Origin of the sequence: Vibrio sp. 10N.239.312.D08, from assembly GCF_041466145.1 — a bacterium.
Classification (GTDB): domain Bacteria; phylum Pseudomonadota; class Gammaproteobacteria; order Enterobacterales; family Vibrionaceae; genus Vibrio; species Vibrio crassostreae_C.
Genome location: NZ_JBFSSD010000053.1, coordinates 21,367 through 35,305 on the forward strand (window position 1 = coordinate 21,367; position 13,939 = coordinate 35,305).

Below are 13,939 nucleotides of genomic sequence, written 5' to 3' on the forward strand. Positions count from 1 at the left end.
AAAAGTTTAAGTTCGACAATGCTTAATAAAAACTTTATCGACACTCAACAACACCTCTTCCATTGGAACAAATACGGTTTTAGCTGGGTCAAATCGGCTTGGTTGTTCGATGTCGATATCAGATACGATCAACACTTTGTCTGCGAGGGTAATATCTTGGGCGGTCAGTAAGTTTTCAATACCCATAGCGCCTTGCGTCTCAACCTTGATTGAAACGTTGAACTTAGGGGCTGTTTTATTTAGAGCATCAGCTGCCATATAGGTGTGCGCAATGCCTGTAGGGCACGCAGTTACCGCTACAATTCTCATTATTATTCTCGGCTTAATCTCGTCTCTGTTACGTTACATAAGCTACCTTTCACAAGCTACCTTGCAAAAGCTATCTTGTATGGGAACTTCAGTATAGAAAGCTCGCATAGAGGAGGGACGATATGTTTATGGGTTCTGGGGATTTTATGGATTGCCGTTTTTTATTCCAAGGTGAAAGTCACACTCTGAGCTCTTGGTTACAATAATCCAGTTAATGCACCTTTCGTCCTATATATTGAGTGCCTTCACACCGTTAATCTTTTCATCTTATTAACCTTATCACTTACGTAATTACTTCAGTCTGAAATCAGGCGAGGCAGAGCAGTATATGGATATCACCAACATTATCGAGCCCGAGATCATCTGCTTAGATTTACAAGCAGACTCTAAACAGGCGGTATTTGAAGAGCTTGTTGAACTGCTCGACCGTGCCGGTAAGCTCTCTAATAAACGTGAATTCCTTGACGACATCTGGAAGCGTGAAGCCATCGGTAATACTGGCTTTGACGATGGCATCGCCATTCCACACGCGAAAAGTGCTGCCGTAGCTAAACCTGCGGTGGCGGTAGGTATCAGCCGTTCTGGCATCGATTATGGCGCAGACGGCGGCGAGCTGTCGGATGTGTTCTTTATGCTCGCTTCACCAGACAACAACGACGACCACCATATCGAGGTACTGGCTCAGATTTCGACCAGGCTTATCGAAGATGGCTTTGTTACAAAATTAAAGGCAGTCGAGTCTGTCGAGGAAGCTCAAGAGCTGTTTCTTGAAGCCAATTCAGAATCGTTCGATAGCTACGCATCTAGCCATCATGAAGTGTATGTCGAACCACTAAGCCCTTGGGCACAATCTCTTAATCGCCTCAAAGAACACTTATTATACGGCACCTCACACATGATTCCTTTCGTGGTTGCAGGTGGTGTGCTTTTGTCTTTGTCGGTGATGATGTCGGGTCATGGTGCAGTACCTGAAAGCGGTGTGTTAGCAGATATCGCACAGATGGGCATCGCGGGGTTAACCCTGTTTACAGCGGTGCTCGGTGGTTACATCGCGTATTCAATGGCCGACAAACCGGGTTTAGCGCCCGGTATGATTGGTTCTTGGGTTGCGGTGAATCAATACAATACCGGCTTTCTCGGTGCAATTGTGGTCGGTTTCTTCGCTGGTTTTGTGGTGAATCTACTTAAGAAGATCAAACTGCCAGACAGCATGATCTCGCTGAGCTCTATCTTCATCTATCCATTAGTCGGCACCTTCGTGACCTGTGGTGCGGTGATGTGGGTGATTGGCTCTCCGATAGCTCAAGTAATGCTTGAGATGAACCAAATGCTCACGGGCATGGCAGGCTCCGGAAAAATGGTATTGGGCAGTATTTTAGGTGCAATGACGGCCTTTGATATGGGCGGCCCGATCAATAAGGTCGCAACGCTGTTTGCCCAAACTCAGGTTAATACTCAGCCATGGTTGATGGGTGGCGTCGGTATTGCGATCTGTACGCCACCATTAGGCATGGCTCTGGCGACTTTTATATCGCCGAAGAAGTTTAAACGAGACGAACGCGAAGCCGGAAAAGCCGCAGGCATCATGGGAATGATTGGCATCAGTGAAGGCGCGATTCCTTTTGCAGCCGCCGATCCTGCGCGCGTTCTGCCTGCTGTTGTTGCTGGTGGCGTAGTTGGTAACGTGGTCGGCTTTATGTTCCATGTAGTGAACCATGCACCATGGGGCGGCTGGATTGTGCTGCCGGTGGTGGATGGCAAGATTGGCTATATCGTCGGCACGCTGGCAGGGGCTCTAACGACGGCTCTGATTGTGATATTGCTGAAAAAGAACGTGGTCGAAGGCGAAGCGAATTCTAATCAGTTCACGGGTGGCTCGGTAACAGAAGAGGGGCAAGCGGATGTATTGGCGATCACTTCTTGTCCGTCAGGCGTTGCCCACACTTTCTTAGCAGCGAAATCCTTAGAAAAGGCGGCGCATCATCTTGGGGTTCGGATTAAAGTCGAAACGCAGGGTGCTAACGGAATAGGCAATCGTATCACGCAGAAAGATATTGAAAGGGCGAGGCTGGTGATCTTTGCTCACGACGTGGCGATTAAAGAAGTAGAACGCTTTGCGAACGTGAAAACCTTAGATGTCAGTACTAAGGAAGCGATGCTTAATGCGCAAGCGTTGATCATGAGAAAGGTGTAATCCTTAAACCGCAAAGTTTATCATCTATAAAGTTAACTAGATCAAAACTAAAAAGACTCCGCTCAGGCCGGTTAAGGTGAAAGTGGAGTCTTTTTGTATCGCTTTCTAATGTATAAGTTCAGCCCTTAAAAAGGGTGGTACTTAAATACGTCTTCAACCATTGAGTTGAGCAAATCGATATCGTCACAGGTTTTGGCGTAAGTACGCAGGCCTGCGATCTGAACCTGAACATGACGAGCAAGTTGAGTAGGCTCGCGCTCTTTACTGATCTCACCCAGTTCTTGCGCTTCTGTAATCAACTTGGCGAACTCACCTTCCATGATCTTTAGTGATTTCTTCGCTTCTGCTAATAGCTCTGCGTGTTCATCAGTCAGTTCTGCGACCGTTTTAGCCAGCATACACATGCCATTTGGCGAACTTTGTTTTGATTCGACAACCGCACGTTTTACAAAATTTTCGAGCGCTTTGATTGGAGAATCCGTTTCGCTGCGGAAGCGGTTCAGATTGAGGATGCCAAGTTCGGTATAGCGAGCAAGCGTCTCTTTAAACAAACCTTCTTTGCTGCCGAACGTCGCGTAGATGCTGCCCGGACGCATATCAATCACGTCTTGCAGGTTACGCATAGAAGTCGCATGAAAGCCCTTTTCCCAATACAGGTTCGTTGCTTTATCTACTACATCTTGTCTATCGAACTTCGCTGTCTTGGCCATAACATCTACTTCATTAATCTGAACATATGTTCAATATTTTATGCTGAACGCCCGTTCTAGTAAAGAAGAGCCAGCAAGAAAGTAAGTAGCTTAGCTTAGTTATTTGCTAAGTATTTGAAATAAAGTGGTCAGCTTGTCGCTATAAGGCTGTAATTTACGCGTCGACTACTTCTACGGTTTTATGTTGCGCGCCGTAATAGGTGCCTTCATCGATGGTATACATCAAGGTTTCTTGGCACTCTGGGCAATCGAATTCCTCATTCGGTTCGATTGCTGCCTCTTCTACCCATTCCCAACCGATTTGCTCTTCGCAAGCGGGACAATTCATAAAACATCTCTCAGTTGTTGTCGCATATTTGCTGCGATCCTCAATTTAACAAGCTCGGCATTATACATATTTAGTTAGTGAGGAGTAGATAGTTAGTTCGTATAGAGTAGACAGATCGTTAGCAAGGAATAGACAGCCAGTTAACGCTGAAATAGATACCGTTTTAGCGCTGAACGAACAATTATTGACGAATATGTTGTTAGCCGTGAGCACATAATTGGTGCAAGGCTACCCCTTTGGGGTTATAAAAAAGATGTCAATTTTCAGACGCTTACGTCAATAAAATGTTGTTGCACGTACTTTTCGCACAGTTAAGTCGGTTAGCTAACAGTTTTGTCGATAATCCAATGTATTTTATAAGGTTAAATGTTATTTTCAGCGGCTACCGATCTGTGTGGCACGGTAATTGATGCACATTGATCAAGTTGAATAATTATACAGTCACAATTGAGGCGCATCTTATTAAGGGTGTGCGAGTTAGATGACTGAAAAGATTTGTTAGCTGCTAGGAAATGAAAATGAAATTAACCGATATGTCTTTTAAGCAAAAAATCATCGCTTTGCTTATTTTACCGATCTTGGGATTTCTATGGCTTAGCGTTTCTGCGATTTCAAAAGGCGTAGAAACCACCAGTGAATTGTCTTCATTAAACCAACTTACCCGTTTGTCGGTTGTGTACAGTGAACTTGTGCATGAGTTACAAAAAGAGCGTGGAATGACGGCTGGGTTTATCGGCTCACAGGGCACTAAGTTTGTCAGTGAACTACGTGCACAAAGAGCCAGTGCAGATAATAGACGTAATCTGAAAACCGAATACTGGCAATCTGCTGAAATCGATTTACCGCAGATCACTCGGCTGAACACTGAAATAAGCCAAAGCCTAAATCAAATTACTTCTATTCGAAATCGAGTGGATTCTCAATCGATTCCTCTGTCTGAAGCTTTGGGTTACTACACCAAACTGAATGCAAAGCTGCTGAGCGTATCGGCGTTAATTGCTGAGCTTAGCTCTGATGCTGCCATCACCACTGAAACCATCGCTTACTACAACTTTTTACAAGGTAAAGAGCGAGCGGGTATCGAGCGTGCTGTCCTAAATAATACCTTCTCTAAAAATGAATTTGGCCCAGGCATGTTGGTTAAATTCATCTCTTTGGTGACTGAGCAAAATACCTATTTCTCAAACTTTGAGGTATTGAGTAACCCAGCTAACGTTCGTTTCTTTGAACAGCAATTGAATGATCGTTCGGTGGCAGAAGTAGAAAAGCTTCGTGGTTTGGCTGAATCTAAGATGAGCGGTTTTGATGTTGATCCTGTGTACTGGTTCTCGCAATCTACCGCTCGTATTGTTCAGCTAAAGAAAACAGAAAACCGCCTAGCAGAGTCGCTTATCGCACTGACAGAGAAAAAAATGTCAGAGGCGCAGTCTGCGATGATGATGAGTATTGGTCTGTTTGCTTTGATAACCTTGTTCGCGACCTTCGTGAGCTATAAGGCGATCAGAGACCTGACGATGAGAGTAAAAGATCTTACAGTGATGTTGTCTAAGGTTCGTAATGACAACGACTTAACAGTTCGCGCTAAGTTCGTTGGCAACAGCGAGCTTGGACAGATCTCTTCGGCACTCAACGAAACGCTAGAGAAGTTTTCAAACGTTATCGACAACCTGTCTCAGTCGAGTCTGACCTTAGCTTCAGCCGCTGAAGAAACCTCACAAACCTGTCACTACAATTCGAACACGCTAGTGCAACAACAAGACCAAATTGGCTTGGTTGCGACGGCGACAGAAGAGTTATCAGCAACGGTAAATGAGGTGGCGGCTAAAACTCAGCAGACAGCAAGTTCCGCTAAACTGGTCGATGAGCAGTCTCAAGAAGGTTTGAGTACGGTTCAAAACTCTTACCACTCTATCGAAAAACTGGCATCTGAAATTAATGATCTAGCGGAAAAGATCACGCACTTACACGAGAGCAGTAATAACATCAACAGTGTGATTGATGTGATTAAGTCCGTCGCTGAACAGACTAACTTGTTAGCATTGAACGCGGCAATTGAAGCGGCAAGAGCGGGTGAGCAAGGTCGTGGATTTGCGGTAGTGGCTGATGAAGTTCGCACGTTAGCACAGCGTACTCAGCAGTCGACAGCTGAAATTGAAGGTTTCATCAGCTCGTTACAGTCTGATGTGCAAACCGCGTTTAATGTGATTGATAACAGTCAGAAGATGTCGTCTAAAGCGGTTGAGGATTCAAAAGAGGTGGAACACACCTTACAAGGTATCTCAGCATCGGTGAGCGAGATCTTTAGCATGACTGAGCAGATCGCAACCGCTACCGAAGAGCAAGCGGTAGTGACTCAAGATATTGCTCAAAACGTCATGGCAGTAGAGCAGAAGTCGACAGAATCTACGACAGGTGCAACGCAAATAGCTGCAACAGCCAAAGAACAAGCTCAGTTAGCAGCTTCATTGAAAGATATTGCGAGTACGTTTAAGAGCTAACTAGCAAGCACTCCAATAAGAAGTAAAATGCCCGTTAGTCTCTACTTTTAATAGCAGGACTAACGGGCTATTTGTATCTGCTGTCTTCTAAATGGCAACAGATAGTCCATTCAATGGGGATCTACCCCATAAACCAAGACACGAAAATCAACGCACCAAAACCAAATGTCGCCATTAATGCCGTGTCGCCACCGGCTGCTGTGTAGCTGCCTTCGGTTTGTAGGTGAGGGAAGTCAGGTCTGCGAACCTTAACTACCATTGCGAGTGGGCCCCAGATAGCTAGGAACACCAGGACCATGCCTGCATAGTCCAGCATGCTTACAAACTGGCTAGCGAACAGCTCAGCTAATACCAAAGGTAAGATGAAGGTTAGCGCATAAGCCAACGCTTTGTTGTTGGTCACCGCATCTTTGTTTTGGTCGTAAAGCGCCATCGACACGCCGAGGAAAGAAGTCACCAAGGCCAGAGCAGAGAACAGAGCGATAACCACTTTCAACCAAGCAGATTGGCCGCTGAACGCAGAGATCAACTCAGAGATATTGTGGAACTGGCTTATCGCGTCTGCGCCAAGGTTGCCGATAATCGCGAATAACCAAGTTAGGTAGCAAATTAATGGAATCACTGAGCCTAGCAGAATCATATTGCGGATCTGCTTTTGAGTTGCTTCACGGTTGTAGATAACCAGTGACGGGATCACCACCATAGAGGCAAAGCTAGTAAAGATAACTGCGCTGTATTGCACCACGTCGTTGGCCGTGTATTGGCTGGTTTGAGTTAGGTAATCAAGGCGAATGTTGCTAAATAATGACGCGATAACGATAAACAGCATCACGACCATCAAGATGAATAGCCCGCGATTCAGTTTGTCGATATAAGACTTGCCCGAGACGACGATAGCACCCATCAATAGGCTGAAAATGGTATACGCAACGGATGCTGATACATCGACACCAACGTCGAGCAGTAGCTTATGAATGATGTCACCGACACCCAAGATATAAGCGATCAACATGCATACTAGCAACAGGTAAAAGAGTGCATTGATAAAGTGTTTACCTTTGCTGCCCAGAGTGAGGTAAGCAACACTGCTCATGCCACTGTTGTCTTTAGTTTTAGTGCATGCTTCTGCCAGGAGGAGTGCAGAGTATGTGGTGCCGATAAAGATAAGTAGCATCAGCACTGAGCTGATCATGAAGCCAAATTGGGCCAACACCATGGGAATAGCGAGCATGCCAGCCCCTAATGCAGTTCCTGACAGAATCAAAGAACTGCCGAATAATTTCATATTCAAGAAAGCAACCTCAAAGTATCCAATTAATTTTTTGTTGGATTGTAAATATTTGTTGCCAAGCCTAACAAATTACTCAGTAAAGTTAGGGGTTAATTTCTAATAAATTTTGAATTTTTCTAAAAAATTTAAGCAGGAATTTCTGGTGTATATGTGTGGTTGATTTAAGTATTCACTCGGTGAGTTTATTTATCGTTTAGTTAACGTTCGTCCATTATTGAATGATTTAGAAATTGGCAAAATTCAGTTAAAAAGAAGTATGTTTATGAGCTAATTGAAGACGATTCTAGTGAGTCGGATGCGGATAGTACGATTGTGGGTGCGATTATCTTTACGCCGCTTTCATTTGATGATGAAACCAAGGCATATTTGCTTTCGCCAGTGGCTGTGAGCACTCAGATGCAAAAGCGTGGTATTGGTCAGCGCCTGATTAACTTCGGTTTGCAGTTTCTAAAAGAGCAGGGTATTGAGCTTGCAGTGACGTACGGTGATCCTGACTACTATTCAAAAGTGGGCTTTGGGCAAATTACCGTTGAGCAGGTCCCAGCGCCCTTTGAATTGAGTTTCCCTCACGGTTGGTTGGCTCAATTGTTAACTGGTGGTGAAATCAAAGTAACAAGTGGCAAGTCGAGTTGTGTTAAAGGCTTGGCTCACGCAGAATATTGGTAGCCGCTTGCAAAAAATTGAGAAAAAGAGAAAGCCCATCAGGTGTTTGCCTGTTGGGCTTTCTTGTTATGAACGAAGATATTCTTCTGGCTTCAATGTATAAATTGAACAACTGTTCAAAACAACACTTGAACGATCGTTCTTGTTTGATCTATATTGTTTTACACCAACGGAGAACATTCATTAATTGCTCCGTGATTGAATAACTTTAGAACCGAAAATTGATAGGGATAGAGCAATGAGCAACTTCAAAATTCACTCAGTAGAATCCGCGCCAGAGCAAAGCCAACCTATTCTTGAGGGCGCTAAAAAGCAGATGGGCAGAGTGCCGGGCTTGTTTGGTGTGTTGGCTGAATCTCCAAACACACTTAAGGCTTACACTCAGCTTCATCAGGCGTTTAGTGACTCATCTTTCGATGCTGAAGAGCTAACGGTTGTTTGGCAAACCATCAACGTTGAACACGAATGCCACTACTGCGTTCCTGCACACACTGGCATTGCACATTCAATGAAGGTTGATCCTGCAATCACCGAAGCACTGCGTAATCGCACAGATTTACCCACTGAAAAGCTGCAAGCCCTGCATGATTTTACGCTGAGCATGGTACGTAACCGCGGCAATGTGCCTGAAAGTGAAATGGCAGCATTTTTCGAAGCGGGCTACGGTCAGCAACAAGTGCTAGAAGTGATTCTTGGCCTGTCTCAGAAAGTGATCAGTAATTACGTAAACCACGTTGCTAAAACGCCAGTCGACAAAGTTTTTGAACAGTTCGCTTGGCAAGGGTAATCGTATTTAACTAACCATCGTATTTAAGCAACTCAAGATATGATAATGATGAAAGCTCCACTCTTCACAGAATGGGGCTTTGTTGTTTTGGTCTAAATGGTAATTAGAAAGGTAACCTAACGCACGTGCTTAGCGATTATCTTCGCTAGTGTCACAACCCCTTCTTTCCACTCTTTGCTCTCTTCAATGTTGGCAACAGTAAAGCGCAAGCAGTGTTTATATTGGTCGTTGGTGCCAAATACTGTTCCGGGTAAAATCCCCAACTTATGCTTTAAACAGTCTTGATAGACCGCGTAGCTATCGACCGATTCAGGCAGTGTTATCCAGTTTAAAAAAGAGCCTTCCGGTTTTGATAGGTGGTATTGCCCGACAAGGTGTGGGTGGCTATCTAGTGCTTGTATTAACAGGCTTTGGAATTGCTTTTGGTTGGTTTGGTAGAGCCGTTTCATTTTGGATAAGTGGCTGCGATATTTACCGGTAGTGAGGAATTGCCCTACCGCGGATTGCATCAGGTTTGAGCTGCCCATGTTGTCGCATAAAAGGTACTTTTCGACTAAAGGTTGGTAGCGCCCCGACAATAACCAACCGATTCGCAAGCGTGAGTCTAAGGTTTTAGACAGTGAGTTGACGTAGATGACTCTATCTTGATCATCAAGCTCTTTGAGGCTAGCGATTGGTGTATCGAATGCCAAGCTACCGAACACATCGTCTTCGATAATTGGCAAAGATCCGGTGATCTCCAGTAATGCTTTTCGATTCGCCAATGGCATCCGTGAACCGGTTGGATTAGTAAAGTTTGGCGTTAGCAGTAAGGTTTTCACTTCCCATTTGTCCAACGCACTCTGTAGGGATGGTATATCAATACCGTGGCTAACGCTGCTTGGGATTTCAAGGGCTTGCAATCCAAGTGATTCAAGTAAAAGTAGATTACCGAAATAACAGGGCGACTCGACCGCCACGATGTCGCCGGGCTTGGTGAGCGCACGCAAAGCTAGACTGATCGCCTGTTGAGCACCATGAGTAATTGCAATCTCTTTCGATCCCGCAGGCACACCAAGATCATGAGTGATCTTTAACAATTGCTTTACTAATTGCTCGTCGCCGGGGGGTAATTGGTAATAACCGGGAAGCTGAGTTTGTAATCGACTGTGACGGCCAATCTCGGCATACAAGCTACGAATCGCAGGATTGTTGATGTTCGGGTGCGCGGAGCCTGCCAACAGTTTCAGGCGACCTTTTGGACGAGAGAGTACCGATTTGGTGACAGACAACAGATCGACTTTTTGAGGTTGGCTTGATGCATCCCAGCTGGTGGTGTTCGGTGCTTTCACGCGATAGCCAGATTTAGGTACTGAATAAACCCAGCCTGTGGCTTCCAGTTCTTGATAGGCGCGAATTACGGTATTTTTGCTTACGCCAAGCTGTTCGCTTAACTGGCGGATCGAGGGAAGGCGATCGTCTGGATGAAAGAGCCCCTTATCGATCTGAGCCTTAATATGTTGTTCGGTAGCAAGGTATTTATTGCCGCTGAGTTCTGCTTCCACGTTTTTCTCCCTCGTTGCTCACTCTCAATCTGTAACCATTCAAAGTGTTATATCTGTATCTTTATTAGTTATCTGTACCCAACTAAGGTAACAGCATTGATGAAGAGTTGACCAGAGGTTTGTAATGCTGATTAAAATGATTCCGTTTGTGTTTGTAATATTGTGGTCGTCAGGTTTTGTCGGCGCACGTCTTGGTGTGGAATACGCGGAACCCGCAACATTACTTTCATTGAGGATGGTGGCCAACGTGGCGCTGTTCTTGGTTTTGATTGCAATCCTTAAGCGTCGTATTCCTCGTGGTCGAGCATTCTTCCACGCAAGTGTGGTTGGCATCTTGATTCATGGTTTCTACCTTGGTGGCACCTATCTGGCGATTGATATGGGTATGCCCGCCGGGTTGAGCTCTCTACTTGTTGGCTTACAACCGATTCTGACCGCCTTGATTATGATCAGCTGTACTTCGCAGCGTTTTAATTTTGCACAGTGGTTGGGATTAGCGCTTGGTTTTGCGGGTATTAGTTTGGTGTTGATGGGTAATATTGAATGGCAGTCAGACGACCAAAAAGGCTTGGCAACATTATTGTGTTTGGTTTCTTTGGTGGGTATTACCTGCGGCACTCTATATCAGAAGCGCTTCTGTCAGGGGACAGATATGGTCGGCGGTGCGATGGTGCAATACTTGGCTTCTGCGGCGTTGTTTCTGCCGTTCGCAATGCGCTATGAAACCATGCAGGTAAACTGGACTGTAGAATTCACGCTAACTCTAATCTGGCTGGTGGTTGTTCTGTCTTGTGTTGCCATATTATTGTTGCTTTACATGGTAGAGCACGGTGCATCTTCAAGTGTGGCTTCGGTCTTTTACTTGGTGCCACCGACGACAGCAATCCAAGCGTGGCTTATTTTCGGTGAGTCGTTCGACATGTATGGCGCGGTGGGCTTTGCCTTGTCTGCTGCGGCGGTTTATTTGGTGGTGAAAAAGCCTGAGTTAATTAAGGCTCGTAGGCGAACAGTGTTAGAGCGGTAGTTTGTATACCAAACTCATCCTACTAAAAATCGATGACTAGAAACAAAAAAGAGCCTGAATATTCAGGCTCTTTCTATATAAAATATTGGCTAGCGACTTTTGATTAGCGTTTCATCAAGCAAGCGTAAGCCGTTGTAAACGGTGCTTCTTGGTATTGCTTAAGGCCAGTTTCTTTGAACTTCATCAAAAGAGGGTTGCGCTTAAGGCTCTCCTTGATGTCAGCAGGTGATACAACGGTTACGTCTAGGCCGTCGATCAACTGAATTGCTGCTTCTAGTTTGAAGCCGAAGCCACCGCCAGCAAATTTGCCTTTAGTCTGACGTTGGCGAATTACAACTTTTTCTACTTGGTAATCTTCCATTAACTTTGCAAAAGAGAATTGAAAGTCTTTCATATTCTGTGTGTCGTTTGCGTCGCTAATCGCAACCTTAGAAACTCGGCAATCAGGAATGTTAAATACGCCGTCTGACAGAGAAAGAAGACAGATGACTGCATCGTTACCTTTGATTTCAACACCACAAATTTTCATGTTCTTACCTACTTATTTTAGAGCCCTACATTATGGTGTTATTTCTAACACTTCTCCAGTATTTGCGCGTATCAGCAGCAAATAAGTCTAAATCAGAGAGTATTTTAGTCGCCGAAAGTTAACCTTTGATTGAAAAAGCATCACACGAATTTACGGTATCGTTTGCTATGAGATGAAGCTCACAAAAGCTTAGCGGGATTTTATATGTGTGCTGTATATTGCGCGCGCATCCCTATTTGAAGTGTGGTTATTAATCCCAATGAATATCAATAATCTTTCGATTAAGAGTAAAATCGCGATCCCGCTGTTGGTGATTGTGATTGTTTTTTCTACCGTTACTGTGCTTAATGTCATTAGATCTAATGCTCAGGCTGCGATTAATAACGAGCTCAATAATGTGGTTCAGCCAGTGCTAGATAACCTAGAAGATGGCTACCGAGATATCTACCAAATTATCGCTTCGGCACAAGGTCTGTTGCTTGCGAAAGACCAAGCGGCGGTCGAGTACCAAAAGTTTGAATTTAAAGATAACGCTTACAAAGCGGTTCCTCGTTTTCAAAGTGTCGAAACCTTGTATCAAGCGGGCGTGTTGGACCCATCTTCACGTGGCGAGTTAGCAAAGCTTGTTAACGCGATGAGCAAGTGGGTGGCACTGCACGAGCCAATGTTCGCTGATCCAGCAAACGCAGACCAATACAATATTGATTACTCGCCAGCGCTTGACGCAGAGTTTGCGATCATTCGTACTCAACTGCGCGATATCCGAACTCTGATCGAATTGAAACAGAAAGAGCTTCGCCAGCAAGCCGATGACTCTATTGAATCGAGTAAGTTGATCATTGAAGTGGGTATGGCCGTTGCTGTTTTCGCTGCACTTTTCGCTATGTGGTTATCCAATCGGTTTATCGTTCAGCCAATCCAGAACGTAGAGAAAGCGATGAATGAGATCGCATCGGGTGACGGTAACTTGTCTCAACGTATGAAGGTCGAAGGTAATGATGAGATCGCTCGTTTAAGTTCTGCTTTCAACCAGTTTGTTGGCAAGATCCATGTCACCGTCGAACAAGTTATTTTTACATCGAATGCGGTACGCGCTGAGATGGAAAACATTAAATCGTTAACGCAAAGTGTTGCTGAATTTTCATCGAACCAACAGCGTGAAAGTGAAGTAGTCGCGGCGGCGGTTCATGAGATGCAAGCAACCAGTGAAGTGGTGAGTGGTAATGCATTAGATGCGGCAACCGCCAGTAATGTTGCCAATCATGAAGTGGAATCGGCAGACACCACGCTTGGCTTGACCGTGACTTCGATTGAACGCCTTGCGCAAGATATCGAGAACGCGGGCGGTGTTGTTCAAGAGCTGGACACAGACGTGAAGAACATTGCCTCAATCCTTGGTGTGATCAAAGGCATTGCAGAGCAAACCAACCTACTTGCTTTGAATGCGGCTATTGAAGCGGCACGAGCGGGTGAACAAGGCCGTGGCTTTGCGGTTGTGGCTGATGAAGTTCGAGCGCTTGCGAGTAAAACTCAAGACAGCACTGGCGAAATCCAATCAATGATTGAACGCTTAGAAGTGGGTGCTAAACACGCGGTTGGTGTGATGACTGAAAGCAAAGTGAGTGGCGAGAAAACCATTGTTCAAGCAGGAACTGCAGCATCTTCATTGAGTGAGATTCGTAACTCAATTGGCAAGATGAATGACATGAACACACAAATTGCTACGGCGGCTTCGCAACAGTCTCAAGTGTCTGAAGAAGTGAATAAGAATGTTCAACGCATCGCTGAAAGCACCATGCAAATGGTTGAGATGGCAAGCAGCGCAGAAAATGCATGTATGGCATTGGCTGAACAGTGTGAAGCGCTAGATAGCCTTGTGTCTCAGTTTGAAGTGTAATTTTCAAAATTAGACAGACGAATATGAGCTGATAATGGTTGCTCGTATTGAGTCCCATTAATCAGCGGTGAACGACAAAAATGCCCGCACTCTATGAGTGCGGGCTTTCTTTTGTGCGCCGAGCATGGCGTTGATCTAGGAGGTGAAAGTCCTCTACGGGCTCAG

11 protein-coding genes and 1 pseudogene are annotated in these 13,939 nt (G+C 45.1%); 6 read left to right on the forward strand and 6 right to left on the reverse strand.

Features of this window, described 5'->3' with window-relative positions; genetic code table 11:
- Window positions 1-6 precede the first annotated feature (6 nt).
- Complete coding sequence (locus AB6D58_RS20775; RefSeq protein WP_017070485.1) at window positions 7-309, reverse strand: PTS fructose transporter subunit IIB; 303 nt, start codon at window positions 307-309, stop codon at window positions 7-9.
- Window positions 310-637: 328 nt separating this feature from the next.
- Between AB6D58_RS20775 and AB6D58_RS20780 the strand changes: the two genes are divergently transcribed.
- Window positions 638-2,503 (forward strand): fructose-specific PTS transporter subunit EIIC, encoded by a 1,866-nt coding sequence (locus AB6D58_RS20780; RefSeq protein ID WP_372158329.1) that lies wholly within the window; start codon window positions 638-640, stop codon window positions 2,501-2,503.
- 125 nt (window positions 2,504-2,628) lie between these two features.
- Here AB6D58_RS20780 and AB6D58_RS20785 read toward each other — a convergent pair whose 3' ends face one another.
- Window positions 2,629-3,213 carry a TetR/AcrR family transcriptional regulator gene (locus tag AB6D58_RS20785; RefSeq protein WP_017069790.1) on the reverse strand — a complete coding sequence of 195 codons (585 nt, stop codon included), beginning with the start codon at window positions 3,211-3,213 and terminating at the stop codon, window positions 2,629-2,631.
- Window positions 3,214-3,367: 154 nt separating this feature from the next.
- A complete protein-coding gene (locus tag AB6D58_RS20790; protein WP_198591387.1) occupies window positions 3,368-3,541 on the reverse strand; it encodes a hypothetical protein in 174 nt (57 codons plus the stop codon).
- 518 nt (window positions 3,542-4,059) lie between these two features.
- Between AB6D58_RS20790 and AB6D58_RS20795 the strand changes: the two genes are divergently transcribed.
- Complete coding sequence (locus tag AB6D58_RS20795) at window positions 4,060-6,039, forward strand: methyl-accepting chemotaxis protein (protein ID WP_102398137.1); 1,980 nt, start codon at window positions 4,060-4,062, stop codon at window positions 6,037-6,039.
- Between the two features lie 121 nt (window positions 6,040-6,160).
- On the opposite strand, the gene AB6D58_RS20800 is transcribed toward AB6D58_RS20795, so the two are convergent.
- Window positions 6,161-7,324 (reverse strand): amino acid permease, encoded by a 1,164-nt coding sequence (locus tag AB6D58_RS20800; RefSeq protein WP_372111426.1) that lies wholly within the window; start codon window positions 7,322-7,324, stop codon window positions 6,161-6,163.
- A 273-nt stretch (window positions 7,325-7,597) separates the two neighbouring features.
- On the opposite strand from AB6D58_RS20800, the pseudogene AB6D58_RS20805 reads away from it, so the two are divergent.
- Both AB6D58_RS20805 and AB6D58_RS20810 read left to right on the forward strand, forming a co-directional pair.
- Window positions 7,598-7,996 (forward strand): annotated as a pseudogene (locus tag AB6D58_RS20805) (GNAT family N-acetyltransferase); the annotation flags it as partial.
- 235 nt (window positions 7,997-8,231) lie between these two features.
- Complete coding sequence (locus tag AB6D58_RS20810; RefSeq protein WP_017069794.1) at window positions 8,232-8,780, forward strand: carboxymuconolactone decarboxylase family protein; 549 nt, start codon at window positions 8,232-8,234, stop codon at window positions 8,778-8,780.
- A 116-nt stretch (window positions 8,781-8,896) separates the two neighbouring features.
- Here the strand turns inward: AB6D58_RS20810 and AB6D58_RS20815 are convergent, their stop codons facing one another.
- On the reverse strand, window positions 8,897-10,324 hold the full coding sequence (locus AB6D58_RS20815; RefSeq protein WP_171732861.1) for an aminotransferase class I/II-fold pyridoxal phosphate-dependent enzyme: 1,428 nt from the start codon (window positions 10,322-10,324) through the stop codon (window positions 8,897-8,899).
- Window positions 10,325-10,448: 124 nt separating this feature from the next.
- Between AB6D58_RS20815 and AB6D58_RS20820 the strand changes: the two genes are divergently transcribed.
- Window positions 10,449-11,348: a DMT family transporter gene (locus tag AB6D58_RS20820; protein WP_372158332.1), complete on the forward strand. Its 900-nt coding sequence runs from the start codon at window positions 10,449-10,451 to the stop codon at window positions 11,346-11,348.
- Window positions 11,349-11,451: 103 nt separating this feature from the next.
- On the opposite strand, the gene AB6D58_RS20825 is transcribed toward AB6D58_RS20820, so the two are convergent.
- Window positions 11,452-11,877, reverse strand: coding sequence for a DUF3010 family protein (locus AB6D58_RS20825; protein WP_372158334.1), 426 nt, complete (start codon window positions 11,875-11,877; stop codon window positions 11,452-11,454).
- A 259-nt stretch (window positions 11,878-12,136) separates the two neighbouring features.
- On the opposite strand from AB6D58_RS20825, the gene AB6D58_RS20830 reads away from it, so the two are divergent.
- Window positions 12,137-13,774: a methyl-accepting chemotaxis protein gene (locus AB6D58_RS20830; protein WP_017071371.1), complete on the forward strand. Its 1,638-nt coding sequence runs from the start codon at window positions 12,137-12,139 to the stop codon at window positions 13,772-13,774.
- Window positions 13,775-13,939 lie beyond the last annotated feature (165 nt).

Excerpts from the sequence above, each read along its gene's own strand:
- AB6D58_RS20780 (WP_372158329.1), top strand. The coding sequence starts at position 638 with ATGGATATCACCAACATTATCGAGCCCGAGATCATCTGCTTAGATTTA.
- AB6D58_RS20810 (WP_017069794.1), top strand. The coding sequence starts at position 8,232 with ATGAGCAACTTCAAAATTCACTCAGTAGAATCCGCGCCAGAGCAAAGC.
- AB6D58_RS20820 (WP_372158332.1), top strand. The coding sequence starts at position 10,449 with ATGCTGATTAAAATGATTCCGTTTGTGTTTGTAATATTGTGGTCGTCA.
- AB6D58_RS20775 (WP_017070485.1), bottom strand. The coding sequence starts at position 309 with ATGAGAATTGTAGCGGTAACTGCGTGCCCTACAGGCATTGCGCACACC.
- AB6D58_RS20785 (WP_017069790.1), bottom strand. The coding sequence starts at position 3,213 with ATGGCCAAGACAGCGAAGTTCGATAGACAAGATGTAGTAGATAAAGCA.
- AB6D58_RS20790 (WP_198591387.1), bottom strand. The coding sequence starts at position 3,541 with ATGAATTGTCCCGCTTGCGAAGAGCAAATCGGTTGGGAATGGGTAGAA.
- AB6D58_RS20795 (WP_102398137.1), top strand. The coding sequence starts at position 4,060 with ATGAAATTAACCGATATGTCTTTTAAGCAAAAAATCATCGCTTTGCTT.
- AB6D58_RS20800 (WP_372111426.1), bottom strand. The coding sequence starts at position 7,324 with ATGAAATTATTCGGCAGTTCTTTGATTCTGTCAGGAACTGCATTAGGG.
- AB6D58_RS20825 (WP_372158334.1), bottom strand. The coding sequence starts at position 11,877 with ATGAAAATTTGTGGTGTTGAAATCAAAGGTAACGATGCAGTCATCTGT.
- AB6D58_RS20830 (WP_017071371.1), top strand. The coding sequence starts at position 12,137 with ATGAATATCAATAATCTTTCGATTAAGAGTAAAATCGCGATCCCGCTG.